The sequence below is a fragment of the Acinetobacter sp. S-1 genome (assembly GCF_059579785.1).
Map to the genome: position 1 here is coordinate 220,808 of NZ_CM184207.1, position 25,107 is coordinate 245,914.

24 protein-coding genes and 1 tRNA gene are annotated in these 25,107 nt (G+C 39.6%); 15 read left to right on the forward strand and 10 right to left on the reverse strand.

The window, feature by feature from the left end; genetic code table 11:
• The first annotated feature begins 115 nt into the window (after positions 1–115).
• From AC52J8_RS00985 to ssb, 3 genes are all read left to right on the forward strand, one after another.
• Positions 116–1,198: a DUF475 domain-containing protein gene (locus AC52J8_RS00985; protein ID WP_005066886.1), complete on the forward strand. Its 1,083-nt coding sequence runs from the start codon at positions 116–118 to the stop codon at positions 1,196–1,198.
• A 146-nt stretch (positions 1,199–1,344) separates the two neighbouring features.
• Positions 1,345–2,709: an MFS transporter gene (locus AC52J8_RS00990; protein ID WP_086399933.1), complete on the forward strand. Its 1,365-nt coding sequence runs from the start codon at positions 1,345–1,347 to the stop codon at positions 2,707–2,709.
• Positions 2,710–2,760: 51 nt separating this feature from the next.
• Complete coding sequence (gene ssb / locus AC52J8_RS00995) at positions 2,761–3,348, forward strand: single-stranded DNA-binding protein (RefSeq protein WP_005066890.1); 588 nt, start codon at positions 2,761–2,763, stop codon at positions 3,346–3,348.
• Positions 3,349–3,389: 41 nt separating this feature from the next.
• On the opposite strand, the gene AC52J8_RS01000 is transcribed toward ssb, so the two are convergent.
• A complete protein-coding gene (locus AC52J8_RS01000; RefSeq protein ID WP_002117414.1) occupies positions 3,390–3,713 on the reverse strand; it encodes an AzlD domain-containing protein in 324 nt (107 codons plus the stop codon).
• Complete coding sequence (locus tag AC52J8_RS01005) at positions 3,710–4,405, reverse strand: AzlC family ABC transporter permease (protein ID WP_086399934.1); 696 nt, start codon at positions 4,403–4,405, stop codon at positions 3,710–3,712. The genes AC52J8_RS01000 and AC52J8_RS01005 overlap by 4 nt, the downstream gene beginning before the upstream one ends.
• Before the next feature lie 68 nt (positions 4,406–4,473).
• Between AC52J8_RS01005 and AC52J8_RS01010 the strand changes: the two genes are divergently transcribed.
• Both AC52J8_RS01010 and AC52J8_RS01015 read left to right on the forward strand, forming a co-directional pair.
• Positions 4,474–5,022, forward strand: a complete 549-nt coding sequence (locus AC52J8_RS01010; RefSeq protein ID WP_002117406.1) for a helix-turn-helix domain-containing protein — start codon at positions 4,474–4,476, stop codon at positions 5,020–5,022.
• 305 nt (positions 5,023–5,327) lie between these two features.
• On the forward strand, positions 5,328–6,770 hold the full coding sequence (locus AC52J8_RS01015; protein ID WP_002117418.1) for an amino acid permease: 1,443 nt from the start codon (positions 5,328–5,330) through the stop codon (positions 6,768–6,770).
• A 64-nt stretch (positions 6,771–6,834) separates the two neighbouring features.
• On the opposite strand, the gene pdxR is transcribed toward AC52J8_RS01015, so the two are convergent.
• Positions 6,835–8,334 carry a MocR-like pyridoxine biosynthesis transcription factor PdxR gene (gene pdxR, locus AC52J8_RS01020; protein ID WP_017399625.1) on the reverse strand — a complete coding sequence of 500 codons (1,500 nt, stop codon included), beginning with the start codon at positions 8,332–8,334 and terminating at the stop codon, positions 6,835–6,837.
• Positions 8,335–8,490: 156 nt separating this feature from the next.
• Here pdxR and gabT point away from each other — a divergent pair, with 156 nt between their 5' ends.
• Both gabT and AC52J8_RS01030 read left to right on the forward strand, forming a co-directional pair.
• Positions 8,491–9,783, forward strand: a complete 1,293-nt coding sequence (gabT, locus tag AC52J8_RS01025) for a 4-aminobutyrate--2-oxoglutarate transaminase (protein ID WP_002117401.1) — start codon at positions 8,491–8,493, stop codon at positions 9,781–9,783.
• Positions 9,780–11,228 carry an NAD-dependent succinate-semialdehyde dehydrogenase gene (locus tag AC52J8_RS01030; RefSeq protein ID WP_086399935.1) on the forward strand — a complete coding sequence of 483 codons (1,449 nt, stop codon included), beginning with the start codon at positions 9,780–9,782 and terminating at the stop codon, positions 11,226–11,228. Before gabT ends, AC52J8_RS01030 begins: the two co-directional genes overlap by 4 nt.
• 103 nt (positions 11,229–11,331) lie before the next feature.
• On the opposite strand, the gene AC52J8_RS01035 is transcribed toward AC52J8_RS01030, so the two are convergent.
• Both AC52J8_RS01035 and ycaC read right to left on the reverse strand, forming a co-directional pair.
• Positions 11,332–12,306, reverse strand: coding sequence for a LysR substrate-binding domain-containing protein (locus tag AC52J8_RS01035; RefSeq protein ID WP_086399936.1), 975 nt, complete (start codon positions 12,304–12,306; stop codon positions 11,332–11,334).
• A gap of 20 nt (positions 12,307–12,326) precedes the next feature.
• Positions 12,327–12,953, reverse strand: coding sequence for an isochorismate family cysteine hydrolase YcaC (gene ycaC, locus AC52J8_RS01040; RefSeq protein WP_002052204.1), 627 nt, complete (start codon positions 12,951–12,953; stop codon positions 12,327–12,329).
• Positions 12,954–13,230: 277 nt separating this feature from the next.
• Between ycaC and AC52J8_RS01045 the strand changes: the two genes are divergently transcribed.
• From AC52J8_RS01045 to AC52J8_RS01060, 4 genes are all read left to right on the forward strand, one after another.
• Positions 13,231–14,103, forward strand: coding sequence for a pirin family protein (locus AC52J8_RS01045; RefSeq protein ID WP_005078590.1), 873 nt, complete (start codon positions 13,231–13,233; stop codon positions 14,101–14,103).
• Between the two features lie 441 nt (positions 14,104–14,544).
• The gene (locus tag AC52J8_RS01050) at positions 14,545–15,843 is read left to right on the forward strand and encodes an FAD-dependent oxidoreductase (RefSeq protein ID WP_197738960.1); all 1,299 of its coding nucleotides are present in this window, start codon (positions 14,545–14,547) and stop codon (positions 15,841–15,843) included.
• A gap of 4 nt (positions 15,844–15,847) precedes the next feature.
• On the forward strand, positions 15,848–16,675 hold the full coding sequence (locus AC52J8_RS01055) for an SAM-dependent methyltransferase (protein ID WP_086399938.1): 828 nt from the start codon (positions 15,848–15,850) through the stop codon (positions 16,673–16,675).
• Positions 16,676–16,683: 8 nt separating this feature from the next.
• The gene (locus tag AC52J8_RS01060; RefSeq protein ID WP_017387537.1) at positions 16,684–17,106 is read left to right on the forward strand and encodes a GFA family protein; all 423 of its coding nucleotides are present in this window, start codon (positions 16,684–16,686) and stop codon (positions 17,104–17,106) included.
• Positions 17,107–17,641: 535 nt separating this feature from the next.
• Here AC52J8_RS01060 and AC52J8_RS01065 read toward each other — a convergent pair.
• Together AC52J8_RS01065 and AC52J8_RS01070 are read right to left on the reverse strand one after the other, a co-directional pair.
• Positions 17,642–18,025 carry a hypothetical protein gene (locus AC52J8_RS01065; RefSeq protein WP_086399939.1) on the reverse strand — a complete coding sequence of 128 codons (384 nt, stop codon included), beginning with the start codon at positions 18,023–18,025 and terminating at the stop codon, positions 17,642–17,644.
• Positions 18,026–18,281: 256 nt separating this feature from the next.
• The gene (locus AC52J8_RS01070; RefSeq protein WP_086399940.1) at positions 18,282–18,929 is read right to left on the reverse strand and encodes an Ntn hydrolase family protein; all 648 of its coding nucleotides are present in this window, start codon (positions 18,927–18,929) and stop codon (positions 18,282–18,284) included.
• A 72-nt stretch (positions 18,930–19,001) separates the two neighbouring features.
• Here AC52J8_RS01070 and AC52J8_RS01075 point away from each other — a divergent pair, with 72 nt between their 5' ends.
• The 3 genes from AC52J8_RS01075 to AC52J8_RS01085 are packed head-to-tail and all read left to right on the forward strand — an operon-like array spanning position 19,002 to position 21,458.
• A complete protein-coding gene (locus AC52J8_RS01075; RefSeq protein ID WP_086399941.1) occupies positions 19,002–19,355 on the forward strand; it encodes a hypothetical protein in 354 nt (117 codons plus the stop codon).
• A gap of 38 nt (positions 19,356–19,393) precedes the next feature.
• The gene (locus AC52J8_RS01080; protein ID WP_086399942.1) at positions 19,394–20,599 is read left to right on the forward strand and encodes a DUF2515 family protein; all 1,206 of its coding nucleotides are present in this window, start codon (positions 19,394–19,396) and stop codon (positions 20,597–20,599) included.
• Positions 20,580–21,458 carry a hypothetical protein gene (locus AC52J8_RS01085; protein WP_086399943.1) on the forward strand — a complete coding sequence of 293 codons (879 nt, stop codon included), beginning with the start codon at positions 20,580–20,582 and terminating at the stop codon, positions 21,456–21,458. Before AC52J8_RS01080 ends, AC52J8_RS01085 begins: the two co-directional genes overlap by 20 nt.
• A gap of 173 nt (positions 21,459–21,631) precedes the next feature.
• On the opposite strand, the gene AC52J8_RS01090 is transcribed toward AC52J8_RS01085, so the two are convergent.
• Positions 21,632–21,707, reverse strand: a tRNA-Thr gene (locus AC52J8_RS01090).
• A gap of 124 nt (positions 21,708–21,831) precedes the next feature.
• Positions 21,832–23,076: a multidrug efflux MFS transporter SxtP gene (gene sxtP / locus AC52J8_RS01095; protein ID WP_086399944.1), complete on the reverse strand. Its 1,245-nt coding sequence runs from the start codon at positions 23,074–23,076 to the stop codon at positions 21,832–21,834.
• Positions 23,077–23,215: 139 nt separating this feature from the next.
• Here sxtP and sxtR point away from each other — a divergent pair, with 139 nt between their 5' ends.
• Positions 23,216–24,136 carry a multidrug efflux pump transcriptional activator SxtR gene (gene sxtR, locus AC52J8_RS01100; RefSeq protein WP_086399945.1) on the forward strand — a complete coding sequence of 307 codons (921 nt, stop codon included), beginning with the start codon at positions 23,216–23,218 and terminating at the stop codon, positions 24,134–24,136.
• On the opposite strand, the gene AC52J8_RS01105 is transcribed toward sxtR, so the two are convergent.
• Positions 24,133–25,020: a DMT family transporter gene (locus tag AC52J8_RS01105; protein WP_086399946.1), complete on the reverse strand. Its 888-nt coding sequence runs from the start codon at positions 25,018–25,020 to the stop codon at positions 24,133–24,135. The two genes, sxtR and AC52J8_RS01105, sit on opposite strands and share 4 nt — an antisense overlap.
• Between the last annotated feature and the right edge of the window lie 87 nt (positions 25,021–25,107).

The following is a 25,107-nucleotide window of genomic DNA, read 5'->3' on the forward strand; positions in this document are numbered from 1 at the left end:
GAGATAAAGTAAAGGGAATAACGGCACAAAACAACATCGTTTTGTGGTTAATTATCGATATAATAGCGGCGGTTTTTAAGAAAGATTAAATTTATTCTTGGTATAGGTCTGATCCATGAAGCATTTCCGATTTTCGATATTTTTTACGGTGGTGTGTTTAGCACTATCCGCGTATTGGGGTTTTACCCACGGACCTGAAGCGGGCGTGTCTACCATGCTTAAAGCTTTAACAATTACAGCCATTTTAGCTGTAATGGAAGTCTCTTTATCTTTTGACAACGCTGTCGTAAATGCATCGGTTCTACGTAATTGGGATCCGTTCTGGAAAATGCTCTTTTTAACGGTAGGTATTTTAATCGCCGTTTTTGGTATGCGTTTAATTTTCCCGGTGGCGATTGTTGCCGTGACTGCGGATATGGGAATGATTGAAGTAGCTAAATTGGCACTCAATGATCCGAAAACCTATTCTGAACGTTTAATGGCACATCACGCTGAAATTTCGGCTTTTGGTGGAACATTCTTATTACTGGTGTTCTTAAACTTCTTCTTTGATGAAGAAAAAGAAACCCATTGGTTCAGATGGCTTGAAGCTAAACTTTCTAGTTTAGCAAGCGTACCAGCAATGTCTGTCTTTATTGCTCTAATTGCGATGTTAATTATGGCAGCAAATGTTGATGAGTCGCAGCGCCTTGTGGTGACTATGGCAGGTATTTGGGGCATTGTGGTTTATATTGGCGTTGAAGTATTAAGTCATATGTTAGGTGGTGAGCCTGAAATTGACGAAGATGGCAATGCTATTATGAAAGATGGATCGGGCGCGGCTTCTGGCGTAGTTAAAGCGGGTATAGGTGGTTTCTTATATCTTGAAGTATTAGATGCATCATTCAGTTTTGATGGTGTGATCGGTGCTTTTGCAATTACTAGCGACGTTGTTGTGATTATGCTGGGTCTTGCAATCGGTGCTATTTTTGTCCGTTCAATGACAGTTTACCTTGTAGAAAAAGGCACATTAGATGCCTATGTGTTCTTAGAACATGGAGCGCATTATGCAATTGGTGCCTTGGCATTCATTATGATTGCAAGTGGTACTGGCGTACATGTACCTGAAGTTGTTACTGGTTTAATTGGTGTAGCGTTTATTGTTTGGGCGGTTATTGCTTCAATTCAATATTCAAAGCGCGAGCAACAATCGCCTTAAGCTAATTTTCAGTAAAGTTCGATAGAATGAAGAGGCTAAATGCCTCTTTATTTTTTTAAGCCCAAATCGTTATTTTAAATAAGGTGTTCCGTATTTTTAGAAACGAATCGGCTTATAATTTACCTAGTTTGATAACGTGTATTGATATGATGAATGCTTTGGAACGTCGCTCAACTTTTGCCTTAAGTAGTATTTTTGCGCTACGCATGTTGGGCTTGTTCATGATTATTCCTGTCTTTTCTGTAGTTGGGCAGTCATATCAATATGCGACTCCAGCACTCATTGGTTTGGCTGTAGGGGTTTACGGCTTAAGTCAGGCGATTTTACAAATTCCATTTAGCTTACTGGCAGACCGTTTTAGCCGTAAACCGCTTGTAGTATTTGGTCTATTACTGTTTGCGATTGGTGGTGCAATTGCGGGTTTATCTGACACGATTTATGGCGTAATTATTGGTCGTGCCATCGCTGGTGCTGGTGCAGTTTCAGCAGTCGTGATGGCGCTTTTAGCCGATGTGACACGTGAAGAGCAGCGTACTAAAGCCATGGCCGCGATGGGCATGAGTATTGGTCTGTCTTTCGTGGTCGCTTTTAGCCTTGGGCCTTGGCTCACAAGCCTTGTGGGCATTTCTGGTTTGTTCTTTGTGACAACCATTATGGGCTTGATTGCGATTGCGATGTTATTGCTTGTACCTAAAGTCACTCGTCATCATCGTAATTATCAACAAGGCTATATGGCGCAGCTTAAGCAAGTCATTCAAATGGGTGATTTAAACCGTTTACACGTTTCGGTTTTTGCATTGCATTTATTGCTGACAGCCATGTTTATTTATGTGCCTTCACAGCTCATCGAGTTTGCGCATATTCCTTTGGCGAGCCATGGTTTGGTGTATTTGCCGCTGTTAGTCATTAGCCTGTTCTTTGCATTTCCAAGCATCATCATTGCTGAAAAATATCGCAAAATGCGCGGGATTTTCTTAACAGCAATTACAGGGATTATTGCAGGTTTGCTGCTGCTCATATTTGGTTATCAATCAAAATATGTATTACTCGCTGGCTTAGGAATTTTCTTTATTGCATTTAATGTGATGGAGGCTTTATTGCCTTCTTGGCTGTCAAAATCTGCTCCAATCCAGTCAAAAGCAACGGCTATGGGCGTAAATGCCAGTAGTCAGTTTTTAGGCGCTTTTTTTGGTGGCACACTAGGTGGTCAATTATTGATGTTACATAATACTGCGATTGGATGGAGTGTCTTAGCAGGGATTGCTATAATATGGTTGCTAATTAGTTTTGGTTTAGCTCAGCCGCGGTATTTGTCATCGATTGTGTTGCCATTGCCGCATGTGCAACAGGTGAATGAGTGGACCACACAGCTATTGGCAATTCGTGGTATCGAAGAAGTTGTGGTGATGCCTGACCAGCAAGTTGCTTATATTAAAGTCGATAAACAGTCTCTAGATGATGCTGCGCGACGTGATTTAACGCAGTTGTTCGGTAAAGAGGTAGCCATTTAAGCATAACTCTTATAAAGTAAAACATAGAAATGTATAGGATGAAGACAGCTAATGCGTGGTGTAAATAAGGTTATTTTGGTTGGTACTTTGGGTCGTGATCCTGAAACAAAAACTTTTCCAAATGGGGGCTCGTTGACCCAATTTTCAATCGCGACAAGTGAAGCTTGGACTGATAAAAATACTGGTGAACGTAAAGAACAAACAGAATGGCACCGTATTGTTTTGCATAACCGTTTAGGGGAAATTGCTCAGCAGTTCTTGCGTAAAGGTTCTAAGGTTTATATTGAAGGTTCATTACGTACACGTCAGTGGACAGACCAAAATGGCCAAGAGCGTTACACTACAGAAATCCGTGGCGACCAGATGCAAATGTTAGATGCTCGTCAACAAGGTGAACAAGGTTTCGCTGGCGGTAATGATTTTAACCAACCACGTTTTAACGCACCTCAACAAGGTGGTAATGGTTATCAAAATAATAACAACCAAGGTGGCGGCTATGGCCAAAACAGCGGTGGTTATGGTAACCAAGGTGGTTTCGGTAATGGTGGAAGCAACCCTCAAGCGGGTGGTTTTGCGCCTAAAGCTCCGCAACAACCGGCTTCTGCACCAGCTGATTTAGACGACGATTTACCGTTCTAATCAAAGTTTCAAAAAAGGCGAGTTTATCTCGCCTTTTTTTATTACTCAATTCCAAGCAAACGTATAAGTGCCGTGCCGGCAGCTGCCAAGCAAATCACTAATAACAGCGGTACTTTTTTCCAAACCAAGAACAGTGCTAAGCCAACACCAAATATACGCGCGAAACCCGCAAAATGTTGACCTTCAAAAAATGTTGTCGTCACCGCAATCGCACAGAGCAAAACAGTCGCACCGTTTGACAGTAAAACTTGATATTTTTCAGAAAATGAGAACTTGGCACCCAAATGAAAACCAGCGAAACGAATCCCATACGTTCCAAGTGCTAGCAAGCCTATACCTAAAATAATTAGTAATTGTTGACTCATTTCTTTCTACCAAATATCAAGCCAAAAAGTGAAATCAGAATTGGAAGTCCTGAGGCCAAAAAAGGTGTGGTGATCAGCGCTAAAGTTGATCCAGCAAATGCAGCTTTTCGAGTGATTTTATTCTTTAAAGCATTAAATGTAAGTGCAATTAAAATCGCTGGGAAAATGGCATCTAAGCCAAATGTTTTCGGGTCTGGAATAGCACTTCCAATGAAATAACCCGCCGTTACACCAAGTGGCCAACTGAGCATGATGCCTATACCACATAGCCAGTAAGCAGCTTTTTTCGTCTCAAAATCGGGCTGTGCCATACCAAACAAAACGCTTTCATCGTTCATGATATGTGCCCCAAAATATCGAGAGAATTTGCCACGGATTAGTTCATTGACCGCAATACCAAAAGGTAGATGTCTTAAATTGACGAGTAGTCCTGCAATCGCAGCTGCAATTGGGCTACCACCTACAGCCAAGAAACCAATAAAAATAAATTCAGCAGTTCCTGCGAGCACAAACACGGATAGACAAAGCGGGATCCAGAGCGCTAAGCCATAACTTGCAGCGAGTGAACCTAAAGACATACCAACGACACTCGTCGCTAGACATACAAAGAAAATCGAGCGGGTAGTGTCTTTACTTAGTTTTTTAATCAAAGAGTATGTGGACATAGCATGATATAACGAACGATTTTCCATTATAATGAATAAGTCTGATCGTTTTGTCAAAACGAACGATCGTTTTTTTTATAGAACGGATGTGGTGAATGTCTCAGCCAATTGAAATTATTGCCAAAGGTTTAACGCGTGAACGTCAAAGAGCAGGGCTTTCGTTGGCAGAGGTTGCTCGTCGTGCAGGTGTTGCTAAATCTACATTGTCACAATTAGAGGCAGGGCAAGGTAACCCTAGCATTGAAACCTTATGGGCACTTTGTGTTGCACTAAATATTCCATTTGCAAGGTTGATGGAAGAACCGAGTAATCAGGTACAAGTGATTCGCTGTGGTGATGGGCCAACAGTGAGCTCTGAGATTGCCAATTACAAAGCAATCTTGTTAGCGACTTGTCCGCCACATGCCCGTCGAGATGTGTATTTACTGATTGTTGAGCCGGGCGAAGACCGTCTTTCAGAGCCGCATCCAGTTGGTTCTGTGGAGCATATTATTGTGGTTGAAGGTAAAGCTTTAGTGGGCTTAATTGATGAAGCTGTTGAGCTTGGTGTGGGCGACTATATTTGTTATCCAGCTGACCAGAAACATATATTTAGAGCATTGGAAACAGGCACAAAGGCATTATTAATTTCTGAACAAAACTAAAGAAAGTCAATCTGATTAAAATAAAAACTAAAAGCTATTTACCAGCATCCCCTACAAAAAGGGCCAATTTTGCGTATAAATTTTGCAATTGGCTCTCTCTTTTATTACAAAAATGGCTCTCGTTTCTTGAGTGCCGAAACGACAAATTAAAGCTATTGGAAGTATGCATACGGAAGCGCCGGATAAGCTCAGTGAATTTTCTGTTTTAGGAATTGGGCAGAACGGCTAAATTTTTAGGGGATATTTTTTGGCTTCGGAGGATTTCCGAGACTAGCCGATATCCTCCATATATTAAGGAAAATGATATGGCAGCTCATCAAAATGGTTCTGAAGCCAATCACTCCCAAAGTTTAAAACATGGACTCAAATCACGCCACCTGACCATGATCTCGATTGCAGGGGTTATTGGTGGTTCTCTATTCGTCGGCTCAGGCAGTATTATTTACAATACTGGACCTGTAGTTTTCTTAACTTACGCTTTAGGTGGTCTACTTGTTTGGTTCATCATGCGTATGTTAGGCGAGATGGCCGTTTTAAACCCTGATAGTGGCTCTTTTTCAACTTATGCTGACCGTGCGATTGGCCGTTGGGCAGGGTTTTCAATTGGTTGGTTGTACTGGTGTACTCTGGCCATGCTCATGGGGTGGGAAGCCTATGTGGCAGGAAAAATTCTAAACAATTGGTTCCCGTTTATACCGATCTGGGTCTATATGGTCGTGGTGATTGGCGCACTGGTTGTTGTTAATTTACAAAACGTGAAAAACTATGGTGAATTTGAGTTTTGGTTCGCCCTCATCAAAGTCATTGCGATTGTTATTTTCCTTGTGATTGGTAGTTTAGCCATCATGCACTTGTGGCCTTGGGGTAATCCGGCTGCTTCTGGTATTAGTAATTTAACCTCTCAAGGCTTTATGCCAAATGGCGGCTCATCCGTTATTACCGCCTTGCTTGGAGTCATGTTTGCCTACATTGGTGCTGAAATTGTTACGGTAGCTGCAGCAGAGTCGGCAAATCCATCGAAAGAAATTCGTAAAGCATCGAACTCGGTGGTTTGGCGAATTATTTTATTCTACGTCGGTTCAATGTTTGTTGCGGTATGTCTCATTCCTCACAACAATGAACTTTTGAAAGATTCAACTTGGGGAACCTATAGCGTGACTCTGTCTGCACTTGGTATTCCAGGGGCGCGCCATATCGTAAACTTTGTGGTTCTAACCTCGGTATGTAGTTGCTTTAACTCAGCACTTTACACGTGTTCACGTATGTTGTTCTCTTTAGCTAAACGTGGTGATGCTCCGAAAAGTTTTGGCTCTGTAAACAGTAAAAGCAGTCCTTGGGTGGGCGTGATTGTGTCATGCTTCTTCTCTGTAATTGCGGTAGTTTTAACTGCAACCGAGAGTATGAATGTTTATGATTTTTTCATGCTAACAACAGGTGCAGCCACACTCTATGTATACCTGACTATTGCTTATTCTCAGCTTCGTATGCGTAAAAAATTAGAGGCTGAAGGCGTAAAAATTGACTTTAAAATGTGGATGTTCCCTTATCTAACTTACGTGGTAATCTTTGCAATTATTGGTGCAATTCTTACCATGTTGATTGAAGGCACCTATTTTAAAGAAGTGATTTACACCACAGCGCTGTTCGGCATTATTGTGTTCTTCGGTTTGTTGTCTGAAAAGCTAGGTTGGGGTAAAGATCGTAGAGCGACCCATTTAACTCATAGTCATGAAGAAAAGTTAGTTTAAATTTTTAAATAAAAAAGAGCTTTACAATGAGGCTCTTTTTTATTTGTCTTATAAAAGAAAACAGTTAATTCAGCGTAGGTACGCCTGCTTCACGTAAGCATTGGAGCAAGACGCCAAAAGCCATCACCATATCTTTTTCATTTACACAGGCAAAGCCCATCAACAGCCCGCGCTCTGCATGTGCATGTGACTGCATGTAGTATTGAGATAAGGGACGAACTTTGACACCACGTTCAAGTGCCGTTGCTGCAATCGCGACATCATCGCAAGAGTTTGGTAGTTTTAAAACCAGATGTAACCCTGCCGCTTCATCATATTCATGAATAAATTCGGGGCCAAGGTAGCGTTGAATTAAGCTCACCAAGTAGTCGCGGCGCTTGCCATAGAGTAGGCGCATACGGCGAATATGCGCTTCGTAATGGCCTTCACGAATAAATTCAGCTAGAGCTTTTTGCTCAAGCAAGTGCCCACCACGATACAGCTCGGCTGCCACAATGCGTAATGGTGAAAATAATGGCTTAGGTACGACTAGATATCCAATTCTTAAGGACGGATAAATGGTTTTACTGAATGTGCCCATGTACAGCACAGGCGCATCATTTTCTAAGCCTTGTAAAGATGGATAAGGCTGGCCTGAGAAACGGAACTCACTGTCATAGTCATCCTCGACAATCCAGCTATTGTGCTGACGGGCAATCTCAATCAATTTACGTCGGCGGTTTAGGCTTAAATGAGAGCCAAGCGGATATTGGTGTGAAGGTGTGACAAAAATGAGTTTAGGAGGCTTTGCTGGATTTTCCTCAGGAATAATACCTTCAGCATCGACAGGCATCGGTTGAATATCAAGACCATTAATACGTAACGTATTACGCATTCCCCAATAAGCAGGGTCTTCAATCCAGATTTTATCTCCCATATCACTGAGCGCACGCGAGACTAGGTCGATCGCCTGGTGAATGCCTTCAGTAATAATAATTTGGTCAGCATCGCACTGGACTGAACGTGCAACACGTAAGTAATCTGCCAATGCACTTCGAAGCTCAATACATCCACCAGCATTGCTATAAATCAGGCGGTTAATGTCAGGTTCACGGCTTAAACGTGCTTGAATACGACTAAAAATATGATGTGGGAACTCGGTTACATCCGGTGCTCCTGGCACGAAAGCTCCCCATTGGTGTGGCGACGCTGCGGCATAGCCCAATAAGTTGGAACCACGCTGCGATAGTGCATAAGAGCTTTGAACTTTCGGGCTTGAAACCACTTTTTTCTTGTTTTGTGTATTTAAAAAACTCTCTGGTAATTTTTCGGCAACCCAAGTGCCGTGCCCCGTACGAGCTTCTAAGTAACCTTCAGCCTGTAGCTGTTCATAGGCAGTGAGCACGGTATTTCTAGAAACATGAATTTCACTAGCTAAGTCGCGTGACGCAGGTAGACGAGTCTTGGGCTGGATGACTCCATCAATAATGGCACCACGCAGGCAACGGAAAAGGCGTTGATGTAGTTTCCCTTCAGTGTCCTGTTGGAGTCGTTGCAGCAAATGATCTCCAAGTAAACTACGCAATTGGCTCTCTCCTACAGTTAAAAAGTGGCTCTCGTCAGTTGGCATCAGACGAGCGAAATTACATGCATAGGCAGTCGTTGTAAAGCACCCTGAAAATTAAGCACAGGATGCAAGAAACCAAAGCTGCAACTGATGATGAAAATATGAGGGAATCAAATGGATAATCAACATTCTGCACTTAACGCACGTAAACAGCAAGCAACTCCACGTGGTGTAGGCGTGATGTGCCAGTGGTATGCGGAAAAAGCTGAAAATGCCACGCTTTGGGACAAGGAAGGCAACCAATTTATCGACTTTGCTGGTGGTATTGCGGTTTTAAATACAGGCCATCGCCACCCTAAAGTCATTGCAGCGGTGACTGAGCAACTTACTAAATTTACGCATACTGCGTATCAAGTAACACCATATGAAAGCTATGTCGCTTTAGCTGAGCGTATTAATGAACGCGCGCCAATTGCTGGTCCTGCAAAGTCAGCTTTTTTCACAACTGGTGCAGAAGCAGTTGAAAATGCGGTGAAGATTGCGCGTTCTTATACAGGTCGTCACGGCATTATCACTTTTGGTAACGGTTTCCACGGTCGTTCATTTATGACGATGGCAATGACAGGTAAAACTGCGCCTTACAAACGTGATTTCGGTGTGATGCCAGCGGGTGTGTTCCATGCGCGTTACCCAGTGCCTGCTAAAGGTATTTCAGTAGACGCGGCAATTGAAAGCGTTGAAGATATTTTCAGTGAAGATATTGCACCGCATGATGTTGCAGCAATTGTGCTTGAGCCAGTACAAGGTGAGGGCGGTTTCAATGTTGTGCCAGCTGAGTTCTTAAAACGTTTACGCTCAATTTGCGACAAGCACGGTATTTTACTTGTAGCTGACGAAGTGCAATCAGGTTTTGCCCGTACTGGTAAATTGTTCGCAATGAACTATTACGAGACTAAAGCAGACCTCATCACGATGGCGAAAAGCTTAGGTGGTGGTTTCCCTATTTCAGGTGTTGTTGGCCGTGCAGAAGTGATGGATGCACCAAACCCAGGTGGACTAGGCGGTACTTACGCAGGTAGCCCAATTGCAGTTGCTGCTGCGCACGCAGTGATTGATGCGATTGAAGAAGAAAACTTATGCGACCGTGCAAATGAATTAGGTGCAGAGTTAGTCGCTACTCTTAAAGATATTCAGCAAGCAACAGGCGACGTCGTAACTGATATTCGTGCATTAGGTTCAATGGTTGCGGTAGAGCTTGAAACAGCTGAACAAGCAAAAGTTGTACAAAACTATGCAATGGAAAACGGGTTGTTACTTCTTACTTGTGGTAAATACGGTAATGTAATTCGTTTCTTATATCCATTAACCATTCCTGCTGAACAATTCCGTCAAGGCCTTGATATCTTGAAACAAGGTTTTGCAACTCTAAAAGCAGGTAGTGCAAAAGCAATGGAGCAATCTGCATGATTCAAAATACTTTGCAGTATTTATTAAAACATCCTGATATTTCATTAGAAGCGCCTGCATCAAATGACTATGTCGAAGTTAATGATGCTGCTACAGGTGAAACTTTGGCATGGGTAAAAACCTATGACCGTGCAGGGGTTGAAGCCGCAATTAACCGTTCAGCAAAAGCGCAGGCTGCTTGGAAAAAGCAAACTGCTTTGGCGCGTGCTGATGTGTTATTGGCATGGTACAACCTCATGCTTGAGCACAAAGAAAATCTGGCTCAAATCTTAACGGCTGAGCAAGGTAAGCCATTAGCAGAAGCACGTGGTGAAATTGGTTATGCAGCATCTTTCATACGCTGGTTTGCCGAACAAGCTCGCCGTATTGATGGAGAAGTCTTAACTCCTACGTTGCCAAACCAACGTTTGCTTGTGATTAAACAAGCGATTGGGGTAACTGCCGCAATTACGCCGTGGAACTTCCCGGCTGCCATGATTACGCGTAAAGCAGGTCCAGCGATTGCTGCGGGTTGTTCAATGTTGGTTAAACCGGCAGAGCAAACGCCGTTAACCGCTTATGCACTTGAAGTATTGGCTTTACAGGCAGGTTTACCAACTGATGTTTTAATTAACATTAGTGGTGATGCGGTTGAAGTTGGTAAAACCCTATGTGAAAGCGATATTGTCCGTAAGTTAAGCTTCACAGGTTCAACTCAAGTTGGCCGTATCTTGATGCAACAATGTGCGCCAACCATTAAAAAGCTTTCACTTGAACTCGGTGGTAATGCACCAGTTGTGGTATTTGACGATGCCAATCTTGAACAAGCTGTTCAGGGCATTATGGCAAGTAAATATCGCAATAGCGGTCAAACCTGTGTCTGTGCTAACCGTATTTATGTTCAAGATGGTATTTACGATGCATTGGCAGAGCGTTTGGTTGAAGCTGTGTCTAAGCTTAAAGTTGGCGATGGCCGTCAAGAAGGTTCAACTCAAGGGCCTTTAATTGATGAAGATGCGATTGCAAAAGTTCAGTCTCATATTGCAGATGCAACTGAGAAAGGCGCAACAGTTCGTATTGGTGGTCAACGCTCGGCACTTGGCGGCACATTCTTTGAGCCAACAGTTTTAACTGGCGTAACGCAAGACATGAAAGTGTCTAAAGAAGAAACTTTTGGTCCGCTTGCACCACTATTCCGCTTTAAAACTGAAGATGAAGCAGTGGTGATGGCGAACGATACCGAGTTTGGTTTAGCTGCTTATTTATTTACTCAAAGCACAGCTCGTCAATGGCGAGTGGGTGAAGCACTCGAATACGGTATGGTCGGCATTAACACGGGCGCGATTTCAAACGAAGTTGCTCCGTTTGGTGGCGTAAAACAGTCTGGTCTAGGCCGTGAAGGTTCAAAATTCGGCATCGAAGAATATGTCGAAATGAAATACCTCTGCGTAGACTTATCTGAGTAAGGAATAAAGCGAGTTCGCTTTGTTCTGAACGAAAACATGCAGTTATGCTGTATGTGATGTTTCACAAAAAACCGGTCATGCCCATTCATGACCGGTTTTTATTTTAAGTCGATAGATAGCCATCACGACTTTCAGGCAAACGCCTGAGTTCATCAATCAGCGTTTCAATGAGTTTTTCAACCACCAGACGCTGGCCTTTTCTTGAAACATATACCAATTGCAGCGTACCAATATTCGACTTCCAGTCAGGAAGAATATGGATAAGCGTGCCTTTACGAATTTCAGATTCGACGGTTAAAAAAGGAAGGTCGGCAATGCCTAAACCATCCATGACGGCATAATACACACCAGCCAAATCATTACTTTTGATTCTTGGTTGATAAGGCACATCAACAGTTTCACCATTACGAATATTGCATAGATGCCAAATAGGATTTTGCTTTTGAGTACCTAAGCTAATACTTGGAAAGTCCTGTAATTCTGAATAATGTTCAATGATGCGACCTTGCAACAATTCAGGCGAAGCTACCAGACAATGATCGGTTTTAATCACATCACGAACAATTAAATTCGAATCTTCATTCGGTTCAAAATTTGTCCGAATCGCGAGGTCGATATCATCATGCAAGATATCTACTCGACGGCTTGTTAGCTCGAGTGCTATTTCAACTTTGGGGTAGGTTTTTAAAAACTGATTTAAAATTTTTCTAATTTGAAAATGCATCATCAGAGGTGGGCAACTAATTTTGACCAATCCTTGAGGTTCACTTTTTTGCTTTAATAACACGTTTTCTGCACATTCAACTTGAGTAATAACCTTACAGCATTCCTCATAAAACTCTTGGCCTAAATCGGTCACCTTAAAATGACGTGTTGTCCTTTGAATCAGGCTGACATTAAATTTATTTTCAAGGTCAATAATGCGTCGGCTGAGCTTAGATTTACTAATATTTTCAACATCACTGGCTGCACTAAAGCCGCCGTGTTTTACGACCAAATAAAAATAATAAAAATCATCAAAAGAGCTTATCAATGTCCGATCAATCCATTTAAATTTAAGATTAGAGCGCTTAAGCACTCTAATCTTGTCAATAGAACTTATTTTTGTGAGGTATTAAAGCTATAGCTTGTCATCAGGTTGCGGTAATCAGGAATATGATTTGAGAACAACGCACCTAGACCTTCCACATCATTACGCCAGTCGCGGTGTAACTCACACGCCATACCAAACCAAGTCATCAGCTGAGCACCTGCTTTTGACATACGGTCCCAAGCAGCATCACGCGTTAATTCGTTGAAAGTACCAGAAGCATCAGTAATCACAAACACTTCAAAACCTTCTGCGAGCGCAGATAGTGCAGGGAATGCCACACAAACTTCAGTCACCACACCTGCAATAATCAGTTGTTTTTTACCTGTCGCTTTAACTGCTTTTACGAAGTCTTCATTGTCCCAAGCGTTGATTTGACCAGGACGTGGAATAAATGGTGCATCTGGGAAAAGTTCTTTTAGTTCTGGAACTAAAGGACCGTTTGGACCATTTTCAAAACTGGTCGTTAAAATAGTTGGTAAGTTAAAATATTTTGCTGCATCTGCAAGCGCTAATACGTTGTTTTTAAATTTATCTGGGTCGATATCTCGAACTAAAGAAAGTAAACCTGCTTGATGGTCAACTAAAAGAACCGCAGCATTATCCTTGTCTAAACGCACGTAATCTTGAGCCATTTTTTATGTCCTCGTGTTATCAAAATAAATAATCAAAAATTATTGAGTAGGTCGTTATTGCCTAAAATTATGCTAGTTGAGTTTTATGTCGTGATTAAGTCTAAAAAATAGGATTAAGAATTTTAAAAATAGGACGATCTTAAAAAGAGCACATTACATTCTATGATTGTCTCATAGATGAAATAATGTGTTGCTAATCCTGATCTATAAACTGCAATTATTGAGGCGTAAAATCAATACCAGTTCAAGAAAATCCTACATATATAGGAGAGATCAGATGAAGAAATTTCTTGGTGCATATCAAAATAACCACATGCATTGGGTGGGTGATGGTTTCCCTGTATATAACCTATTCTCTTATGACCGTTTAGGCCAAACCCTAAGCCCATTTTTGCTACTCGATTATGCAGCGCCTTATACATTCTCGCCAACAACTGAACAGCAAGGTGTAGGTTCACATCCTCACCGTGGCTTTGAGACAGTGACCATCGCCTACCAAGGTGAAGTAACTCATAAAGATTCAAGCGGCGGCGGCGGAACCATTAAAACTGGTGATGTGCAATGGATGACTGCGGGTGCAGGCGTGTTGCATGAAGAGTTCCATTCTCCTGAATTTGCAGAGCATGGTGGTCTGTTTGAAATGGTACAATTGTGGGTAAATTTACCTGCTCATTCAAAAATGACGCCTGGAAAATACCAAGCGATTGAAGCTAAAGATATTCCAGACATTGCACTAGACGAACAAGGTAGTCATTTGCGCGTAATTGCAGGTGAATATGCAGATGCAAAAGGTGCTGCAACTACATTTAGTCCATTAAATGTATGGGACGGTAAATTGGTTAAAGGCCAAAAACATACCCTCTATGTACCTGAAGGTCACACCACGCTTGTTGTGATATTAGATGGCGCGGTTGTGGTCAATGATGCAAATCGTCTGGAAGGTAAAACCGTTGCGATTTTATCTCGTGAGGGTGTTGAGTTTAGTTTAAATGCAGAAGAAGACACTAAATTTTTAGTGTTGACTGGTCAACCACTCAATGAACCAATCGAAGGTTATGGTCCATTCGTCATGAATACCAAAGCTGAGATTATGGAAGCGATTAATGATTTTAATCGTGGAAAATTCGGTTCAATCATGCAAGAAGCATAAATTACCGAATTGCATTTGAATAACCTCTAAAAACAAAGTAATAAAAAGCCCGCTATCAAGTGTGAATAGCGGGCTTTTTCGCTGTAAAGATTCTGTTTTTATGATGGTTTTCATTGTTGTTGCGACATTGTTTTATGTGATTTGCTTCTCATTATTATGACTTAATAATATATTAAAAAAAGATTCTTGTAAAACAAATGATATAAAAATAGTTAAATTATCTTACTTTATTTAAAAGATTTTTTTTTAAATTTTCAAAAAATATAAGGTTTTATCGGCTTCTCTGATTTTGTAAAAAAATATAAAAACTTGATCTGATTAGTAGCTAAATATTTTCTATATAAATTGATGCAAAAAATAAAAATCTGGTAGTTTTTAATACGGTGTTTTTTTGGGGTATGAGTGATAATCAAAAAAATTCTCGAAAAATGGGACATCATTTTGAATATCGCAATTATTGGCAGTGGAATGGCAGGTCTTGCGGCAGCAAGAATTCTGAAAGATGCAGGGCATACGATCACGATATTTGAAGCACTTCCTGGCCGGGGAATGGATAGCCATAGCATTGAGTTCGATGGTGGAATTATTGATGCACCGCTACGTGTGATGAATCCTCACTTATGGAAAAATACACTCAGCCTTGCTGCTCATTTAGGTATTAAAACCTTCCCGGTTCGTACTTATATGTCATGCAGCTGGTTATTCGAAGATCGTACGGAAACATGGTTAACGACATCTCGTAGCCGTATTGGTAATTTCCCGATTATTAATAACCGTAAAGGCATCCAGCAATATGGCTGGCGTCTTGTGAAAGGGATGTTGCAATTAAAAACTGCGATTCACCAGTTTTTCAAATCTAAAAATCAAGATATTACCCTCGCTGAATTTATTAATCAGAACGATATTGAGGAAGTATTCTGGCATGGTGTGGTTATGCCAGTGCTCTATACAATCTGTACGTGTAATCCGAAAACAATTGGCGATTGGCCTGCAAAAAACTTACTTGAGTTTTTACGTCACTTAACTGATGGCGACATGTTATTGCGCATGAAAGGTGGCACACCTGCATTTGTAGATAGCTTGATTAAAGACATCGATATTCATAGCGGATCGGCAATTAAGAAAGTTGAGCAACAAGGCGAAAAAGTACTGGTTGAAAACAGCCAAGGTGAACAAAACTTATTTGATCGAGTGATTGTTGCAACGCCAACGTCTAAAATCGATGAGTTTTTAAATCCTGAACAGTTTGCAGAAGATATGAACTTGCTTAAGCAATTCCGCTTTGAACAAGGCGATCTTGTGATTCATACCGATGCGACAGTCATGCCGCCACGCCGTAAAGACTGGTCAGTACTGAGCTACATGATGGACCGTAAGTTTACGCGTCAGCAATTTACAGTTTGGATGAATGCGGTTGAGCCAACACTCGTGGGTAAAAATCCTGTATTCCAAACTTGGCGTCCAGTGGTTGATATTGACCCTAAAAAAGTTATTTCAAAAGTCACTTTAACGCGTGCGGTTGTAGACTCACAAACGGTTGCTTTAAACAAAGAATTGCAACAACGTCATTTAGACCCAAACCGTAAAGTATTCTACTGTGGTTCATGGTCGTGCGATGGCTTGCCAATTTTAGAGTCAGCAGTTACTTCTGCCATGCATATTGCTGAAATTTTAGGTGCACCTTTACCATTTGTAGGCTTAAAACCTAAGGTGGAAGTTGCCCCAGAACTCGGCTACTAAAATTGTGAAAACAAAAGTTCGAGCAGCTCTCTCTCGATACATTCCTCATAAATATGCAATTGATGCATCAAGCTTAGGGGATGATGGGGAGCTTGCTTGGACAAATTTGGGTTTTTGGAAAAATACTCAAAACTACCGTGAAGCTTGTTGCCAATTGGCTGACCACTTGGCACAAGCTGTCAATTTAAATTCAAAAGATCATCTCTTGGATTTAGGCTGCGGACAGGGTGCAAGTTTGTTGCACTGGTTCCAGCATTATCAGCCTAAAAGCCTCAGTGCAGTTGAGTTACAAGTCCCTTGTGTTCATAAAATTCAAAATCTTATTCCCGAAATAAGCCAGATTTTTTGCGGTTCATTTTTAAATTTAAAACAATTTGAATTTAAACAATACTTCGATGTGGTGATGTGTATTGATGCCGCTTATCACAGCAATTTAAATTTATTTCTAGATTCCATCGCTCCAGTTTTAAATTCAAAAGGCCGATTAGGCTTTCATTACCTAATGCGTGCCGACTCATGTCAAAACATGACCGCTCTACAAGAACAAAAGCATCGTTATTTACTCAAAGCAGCAAATGTCACTTGGAATGCTGTGCCAAATGAAAAAATGCTGAGAACTACCTTGGAACAACAAGGTTTTGTCGATATTCAAATTGAAGATTTATCTGAGCAAGTGTTACTCGGTTTTTCGCAATATATTCAAAATCAACAAGGACAAAAGCAAAGCCGAGGATTGGCAAATTTTAAAATTCAAATGACTGCAAAGTTATGCCAACAACTCTACCAAAATGGATATGTACGTTATATTCAAATCACAGCAATAAAAAAATAGGATGAACCATGTCAGCCAAATATCAAGGATCGTGTTTATGTGGAGCTGTGAGCTACCAAAGTGAAGCAGAGCCACGTTATAGTTTTAATTGCCACTGTCGAGATTGTCAAAAGGCAACAGGTTCAGCATATGCTCCAATCGCTTTTTTTCACCAATCTGAATTGAAAGTAAGTGGTGAACTTAAATACTTTGAGACTTTAGGATCTTCTGGCCGAGCTATTAAAAGAGCGTTTTGCCCGACGTGTGGTTCTCAGCTTTTTGGCTTACCTGAAATTGCCCCTGAAATGATTTCAATACGTGCAGGTACTTTAGATGACCCGAGTCTCTACCAGCCTAGAGCAGAGGTGTTTGTGAGCCAAGCCTATGCTTGGGATACGCTCAACCCAAATCTTAGACATTTTGAAAAAATGATAGAGAAGAGCAAGAAATAAAGCTTAATTAAAAAAGCCAAATATCCCTAAAATAATCACTAAAGTAAGGCTACCAATAGCTAGAAATAATATAGTTTTTCTATATTTTAGCTGCGGCATTTTACTTACAATGAAAATAAGGCAGGCGAGTATGAGCGCTAAGGGCTGAAAAATATTTAATGGCAAAGTAAACATCTCGTTCCTTGTTGTTTTTAAATTTATTTTAGAAATAAAGTAATAAACTCATTATATCGTCTTCTTATTTAATTGACGAACAGAACTTGTTTATAAATTCATATTTTTATTTCAATGATAGTAAATCAAGTTTTAAATTTAAAAGAACCATGTACGCTTTTTCGTACATACATTCGGGGAATTGGCGTCTTTTTATGACGTGATGAATTGCCTATGATGAACTCATCAGGAACAGGAAGTTCCGAAACGTAAAACAACAATAATAAGTTTAAGCATCAGGACGTGAGGTATTACAGGAAGTGTACCTAGTAACGAAATACGAAAAAAGCCCAACAGGATGTTGGGCTTTTTTCATTTCTTATTAACGAATTTCTTTACCGCCTAAGGCAGCACAGTTAAATGGTGTATTCCATTTCACAGCAGTACCTGTGAGTACTGGGCGAACAATACGCCAAGGCCAGAAACCAAATCTTTGGCTTTGGTGATAATTAATCACCACATCTGCACCATACTTACGGGCAACGTTAGCTAATTTAGGTTTTACTTCTTCAAAGCCACCATAGGTTCCTTTTGCGGCTTTAATACGTTTAATAGATTTATAGTGCTCTGCTGAAGGATTACCTTCAATTAAGCAAATGGATGGGTTTGTAGTGGTTTGAATTTGAGGTTGAGATGTAGTTTCTTGAGCATATGTTGTTAAAGGGAATGCTAGAAATAAAGCAGATAAAATAAAGCGAAGTTTCATACTTTTCCGTATTGGTATCTTAATGAATTAAAGTTTATAAAATAGGTCTTATTTATATGACCTTATTTGGTGGCGCATTATAATCTTATCTTTTTCATATTTCTTATTTTAAAATTATATTTTTTAATAAATTAAGAACGTATATTTTTCTGTTAAAAGAATAAATTGGTTTTAGAAAAAAATTTTGAAGCTCGAGTTTATAATGAATTTTTATCGAAATTTAAAAATATCTTTGTCTAGATGCTATTTGATAATTCTATATATTCGGCACATGATTAAGAAGGGATTCGCTTCTTGATTGTAAAAAAATATCAAAACTTTGACTCATTAATGGATCAATTTGGCTTTGTATCTTAAAAATAGGTGAAAATTGTTTAATGTAGTAATTCATCCAGTCAGCTTTATTTGAAAAAGCTGAATAGTCTTTAAGTCCTGCATATAACGATTGTAGATTACTTACGATCACATCAATGTTAGGATGGACAAGCCAAATCATAATTTCATTAGGTTCTAATGGAGTAGAAAAATAATCTTGTTGGGGCGAAAATTTTTCAATTTTATAGAGTTGTGCTCCCTTGTCATTAGAGCTTGAACATAGCAGTTTACTATTCTCTACTTGATAGAGACCATTTCCAATTTCTGATTCTCTAATAATTCTAGAAATAAGTAAGCAATGGGGCAGATCTTCTATAGAGGGAGTGGGCAGAGTTTTAAAAAGTTTAACAGCCCGGCTTATAACTTGATATTCACCAGATCCAGTAATTATACCATTTTGCCATGAATGCATTTTCAAGATTTTTTCAGGTGAAAATTTAATTATCCCATCTTTTTGTTGGCTAACTCTTTTATTATCTGATGCAACAATAATACTATCGTTTAATTGAATAGCAACAATAAAGGTCATGTATAAATAAGTTAAACAGTTTAAAATATTAACTTAATTATAGATTAGTTTGCATAAAATAATAGGTAAATCATGGCTGGTGGTTCACAAATCATTATTAATAAGAGTGGTATTACGGTTATTACACCCGCTAAGTTCGAAGTAAAAGCGGGACAGCATATCTTTAAAGGTGGTGCAGAAGTTGGAGTAAATCTGGAAGGTTTGCCTGCTTATGAAAAGTATGATGAAAAGTTTAATTTATTCCTCCCTTCTGGCAAACCTTTAACTAATGTGAGTTATAACATTCAATCTAATAATCAAAGTTTTATGGCAGAAACTGATGTGAAAGGGAAAACTAAAAGGATAAATACTAAAGAGGCTGAACAACTTGATGTTGATTTAAATTGGTTGAATTTTGAACCTGACGAAAATGACCCTGTGAAATAACTATTTCTTATTCATCATTTAAAAGGATAAATTTTAAAATGGCTGGTTCTCTTGATTGGTCTAGTACAACAAATAATATTGAAAATAGTTGTAAATCAGTAAATTGTGACTGTACTACGATATGGGAATATTACCAACAGATGGCAATGACCCTATTATCTAATAAAAAAGATAATCAAAATTATCGTATAGAACCTGGTTATGAGGCCCGTGCTAGACGAATTGCATCGATCTACGCTCGTATTTATTTAGAAATGTTTCCTTTTACACCGAATCAATCTGCTACTGCAGCGACCTATAGTGGCCGTTTCTATTGGATGGGCCTAGGTGCTTTTGCATCAAAAACAGTTGCTGCTGTATTTGATCATATTGTTTCTAAGACTGGGTCAAATGCAGATGCTTTAATTAAAGCGATCAGTTCTGATCATTTTAATCTAAATAGTTTTGGTGTTGCTGGTATTCATACTTTTGCAAAAGGCAATCTATGGCTCTATATGGATATTAGTGTTTGGCATTTTGTTTGGGCTAAATCATCTGCAGATTTCAAAATCTGCGTAGGTAGCAGAGATACAACAACTTATAAAAAAGTTAAAAGCTCTTTATATAATTTTCCATGGTCCAGCTGCTTAACAACAGTTAATAATCTTAAAGCAACAACAGAAATTCATAATGCATTTGAAAATACTTTACCACGTATAGAAGGAATATTTGCAGCTAATAGCTTGAGAAAAAACAAGTTTAAGTATGCGGCTAATTCTTTGATGTATCATTTATTACAAATTGCTAATCAAGAACAGGTCAATATTTTACAAAAAATCGTATGGAATGATCCAATTGTACGAAACGGTGCAGACGTTCAACGTAAAGCTGGCATCCCAAAGGCTGAATTGATTCTCTCCAGTGAATATGATGGAACAATAAAAAAAATACATGCTGTTCGCGGCAATGTTTATCCGTATGAAACTGAATTTGGAAAAAAGGTCAAGTCGTTACCTGAATCTCCAATCAGTACACCACCAAGTGGTACCTTAGTTGAAAATGAAGATAGTCGTATGCGCTGGATTAATTTAGCAGCTCAAAAATATCATCGCTTAATGTTGAGTGATGTTGGACGGCCCTATTTAGAAAAAGAGCTACGCACAATTGCTGGTTGGAATACCAGTAAATGGGATGACGGTCTAAGTCGATTCGATAAGTTATTTATTAAAATAGGAAAAGAGTCAAATGATGGAAAAGGTGGTTAGTTATATATTTTTAATTTTTATTTTTTTAAATTTACAAGCGTGCCATGCACAGCAAAAGGAACAAAAAATGTCTTCTCAACCTGAACTTTACTCATTGACTTTTGGTGTAGAGGGTGAAAAAAAGTTTAAATCTTATATGCAAACAGGTGTAGACCAGCAACCCGCGGGGATGTCTTTTTTTGACCTTACGTGGGAACCTCCGCATTTAGCAAATATAAAAATAGATTTAGGTGAGAATAGTTTTGTTATTAAAAATGTATTTTCGGCAATGGGTACGCGAATTGACTATGCCCAGCAAAATGAAGGTATCCAAATTATTGATGTAACTGCAGGGTTAAATAAGGAAGAGTTTGTTAGTCAAGAACAGGCTTATATGGCGTATAAGGAGCTATTTAGTCAGCTAGAAAAAGCCGGATGGAAGCAGTATTTTTTCCCAGGGTTATCCCGAATTTCAAAAAAAGATAACATGAAGGTTATGATTGAGGATGGTCTTATTATAGATCCTTATAATTATTTAACACTTACAGAGTGGAGTGATTTTTTTAATAACATCCCAACTGTTACTACTCGATTATATGCTAATGGTGTATTAATAGAGTTAAGTATAGATAAAACAAAATCAGAAAATAATAAAAAACAATATATGCTAAGATTTGCAATACAAACAATTAGATACGTAACGAAAAACTCAATTGAAAATGGGTATAAATTAACAGGACCTGAGTTAAAAAGTGCTTTCGATGAAATGGTATTAGTAGATCAAAAAGAAAGAAGGAAAGCTGAAATTAAAGCCAAAAAAGAAGGTTTCCATATTGATGAGTCATATCAGGACCCTGATGTTTGGCAGTATGTAAAATAAATTAAGTTAAATTCAATACCTAACCCTTTTTAAACTTAAGTTATTATCCATTTTCGAGCTGCTATAGAGATAATATTGCTATAGCAGTTTTTATTTTTTAAATAAAATTTTGCATTCCAAAACCTACAGACAACAAAAAACCCCATAAATCAAATATTCATGAGGTTTAATGATGGTGCCGGCACACGGATTCGAACTGTGGACCTACTGATTACAAGTCAGTTGCTCTACCAACTGAGCTATGCCGGCAACGTGGAGTGAATTTTACAGTTTCTTAAAAAAATTACAAGCCAAAAAATGAGCATTTAAATTTTTTCATATCATTTTTAAATTCTCATAGGGTTTAGCCTGAAAAAGTTAGGGTTTCAACACATTAATGCGCTTTCGCATGTTTTGTATAAATGACTAAAAATATCCCAAGTAATGACAGTACAACAGTTAAGCCTACAATTGCACTCCAACCACCGTGTAGCCAGAACCAACCGCCTGCTGAGCCGACAATACTTGAACCCATATAGTAAAAAAGTAAGTAGAGCGAACTAGCATGAGCTTTCGCTTGTTTGCTTTCAGCGCCAACAGAACTACTGGTAAGTGAGTGGGTAATAAAGAAACCCGTGGTAATAAATGCAATACCAATAATAATGCCGAAAAGAGAAGTGAGCAGGGTCATGAGGCTCCCTACAATCATTAAGGCAAAGCCACTCATCATCATGGTTTTTTTACCCAAGCGATCGGCTAAGCTACCTGCCAATGATGAAGACACCATACCAAAGCTATACGATAAGAAAATAAGGCTAATTTGTGTTTGGCTCAGTAAATAAGGCGTGCCGCTTAAACGGAAAGTGGCATAGTTAAACAAGGTGACAAAAACACTAGTCAGCAAGAACCCAATGGCAAACAGGCGTAATAATTTTGTATTGCTTAAATGAGCGCGCCACATTTGCATGTGAAAATCTAAATTTAGCCCTTTTTTCTGTACAAAATTACGCGAAGCAGGAAGCAGTTTTAAAAAAGCAATTGAGCAAATAAAACAGATTGCCCCAAGTAAGCCTAAGGCTGTGCGCCACGAAAAATATTCAACCAAAATACCCATGCCGACACGGCCCATCATGCCACCAAAAGCCGTACCTGCAATATATAAACCCATAGTTTTACCTAGGTGCTCAGGTGCAATTTCTTCGGCAATCCAAGCCATTGTCACTGCTGGCACGCCGCCGAGCAGTAAACCTTCTAAAGCGCGTGCTATCAGTAAACTGTGCCAGTTCGGTGTAAACATCGAGACAATATTTAAAATTGCGGCACACAGCATTGACGTAAAGATCACGCCGCGGCGGCCAAGGGCTTGTGAAAAAGCACTCGATAGCACAATCGAAATCGCCAAAAAGGCAGTCGTTAATGACAGTGCTAAAGAGCTACTCGCAGGACTAATCTGGAAGCTTTGGCTAAATGCAGGTAAGAGTGGCTGTACACAATAAATCAGTGAGAAACTGGCAAAACCTACGAGGAATAAAGCAAATCCTGCGTGTTTATAGGCTTTAGTCCCTTTGTGAATCCACTCACGGGAAAGAACAGAAGTTGCCTCAGTACTTAAAGTACTGGGTGTAGATGAAGAACTCATATCATGACCATGACAGAAAGAAAGTGCAGTGCTTGAAGGCGTGCTGCATCGAGAAAATTCGATAAATTAAAATTAGCAATTTGAATGGTATTTTTCTAATATATTTAACAATGGGTCATGATATGTTTTATATATAGCGATGGAACTAAGACATATACGCTACTTTTTAGCGGTAGCAGAAGAAAAAAACTTTACCAAAGCTGCGCAACGCTTAAACATGAGCCAGCCGCCTTTAAGCATGCAAATACGAGACTTAGAAGAAGAGCTGGGTGCAGATTTATTTATTCGATCACCTCATGGGGTAGAACTGACCGAAGCAGGGCTTGCCTTTTTAAATGCAATTCAGCCCGTACAGCAGCGTGTAGAAGATGCAGCAAACCTTGTTAAACAAGTGGCAAATGGCGAAGTTGGCCAATTGCGATTAGGCTTTACAGGCACTTCAATGTTGAACCCTCTAATTCCTAAATGTGTTCGTTATTTTCAGCAGCAATATCCAAAAGTGAATTTAAAACTTGAAGAAGCCAACACCTTACTACTCATCGATTTATTGCTTGAAGACCGCTTAGATGTCGCGATTATTCGCTCACCACGTAACATTCCAGATAGTCTCATTCTTCAAGAATTATTAGCAGAACCACTCATTGCGGCTTTACCTTCAGAGTCTTTTCAACTCGACGATGCATCACCAGAAATTGATTTAACGGCACTCCGAGAGCTTGATTTTATTGTCTCGCCACCATCCATTAGTGCAGGGCTTTTTGATGCGATTAAACAAGCCTGTCATGAGCGTGGTTTTGAACCAAAAATTGGACAAAATGCTCCGCAAATTGTGTCAATTTTATCGTTGGTGTCTGCAAATTTAGGGGTGTCTTTGGTTCCTGAGTCGACCAAACAACTGCAAATACAAGGCGTTGCTTATCGCTCTTTGAAAGCCCCTGTCCCTACGGTGGGTTTAGGGCTTGCTTATAAGAAACATGCCCCTTCGCAAATGGCAATTAATTTTGCCAGTGTGGTGCAAGTGGCTTGTCACCACGCCAACGAAATAAATGAAATCAGCTAGTTTGATTTCGGCGCTCTGTTCATTAAAAAGATGCCGAAAATAATAAAAATCGCGCCATATAAAAACGATAAAGTCGGCTGTTCATGAATGAAAACCCAAGCCATAAGCGCTGCGAAAATAGGTTCAGAAAGCTCGGTCACCTGTACCTTGGCCGCACTCATATAAGACAACGCTTTAGTGGTACAGAAAAAGCCGAGGATGGTCGGCAGAACAGCTAAACCAATCAAACCTAAAACAATGTCACTATTAAAATTAATGCTGTGAAAATTAATTAAAAACGGAACCGCAAGATAAATGCTACCAAACAGCAGTAAGTATTTAGTCAGAAATAGTCCGCCGTTTAATTTGAACTTTTTCACTAAAACCGAAAATAGGCCATAACCTGTACCGGCAATAGAAGCGTTGATCAGCATTAAAAGGCTATTTTCACCTTTCCATGAAATGATACTAATCCCCGCGACAGCCAATAATGTTCCAATAAGCGAATGAATGTAGATGCTTTCTTTTAAAATGAACCGACCAAAAAATAGGGCAGAGATGGCAGCCGAAGCCATGAGTACCACTACCACATTAGCCGCAGCACCGTGGTTATAGGCAATGGTCTCGAAAAAGAATAAAGAGAAAATCCCTAAAAAAGCACATATGGCAATTTGAGTAAAAACGCTGAGTTTACTTGGCGTGCTGCTAATAAAAGCAATCTTTTGGCTAACAGGGACTTTAAATAAAAACACACTTAAAAAGAAAAAGGCGATAATGGTTTTTAAAAAGGCAATGTCTTGTGGGTTTAAACCACTGTGCATGAGTAATTTACTAATTACACCAATAGAGGCATTGAGTGCAGCTGCACAAAGCGCAAATAGGCTTCCAATAATTAGATTATTCACTCTTATAATTCTTCCTAAGTTTTACGCATGCAGTCTACAATATTTTTTGGATGAATATTCAACAAAAATAACCAATTAACGCTTAAT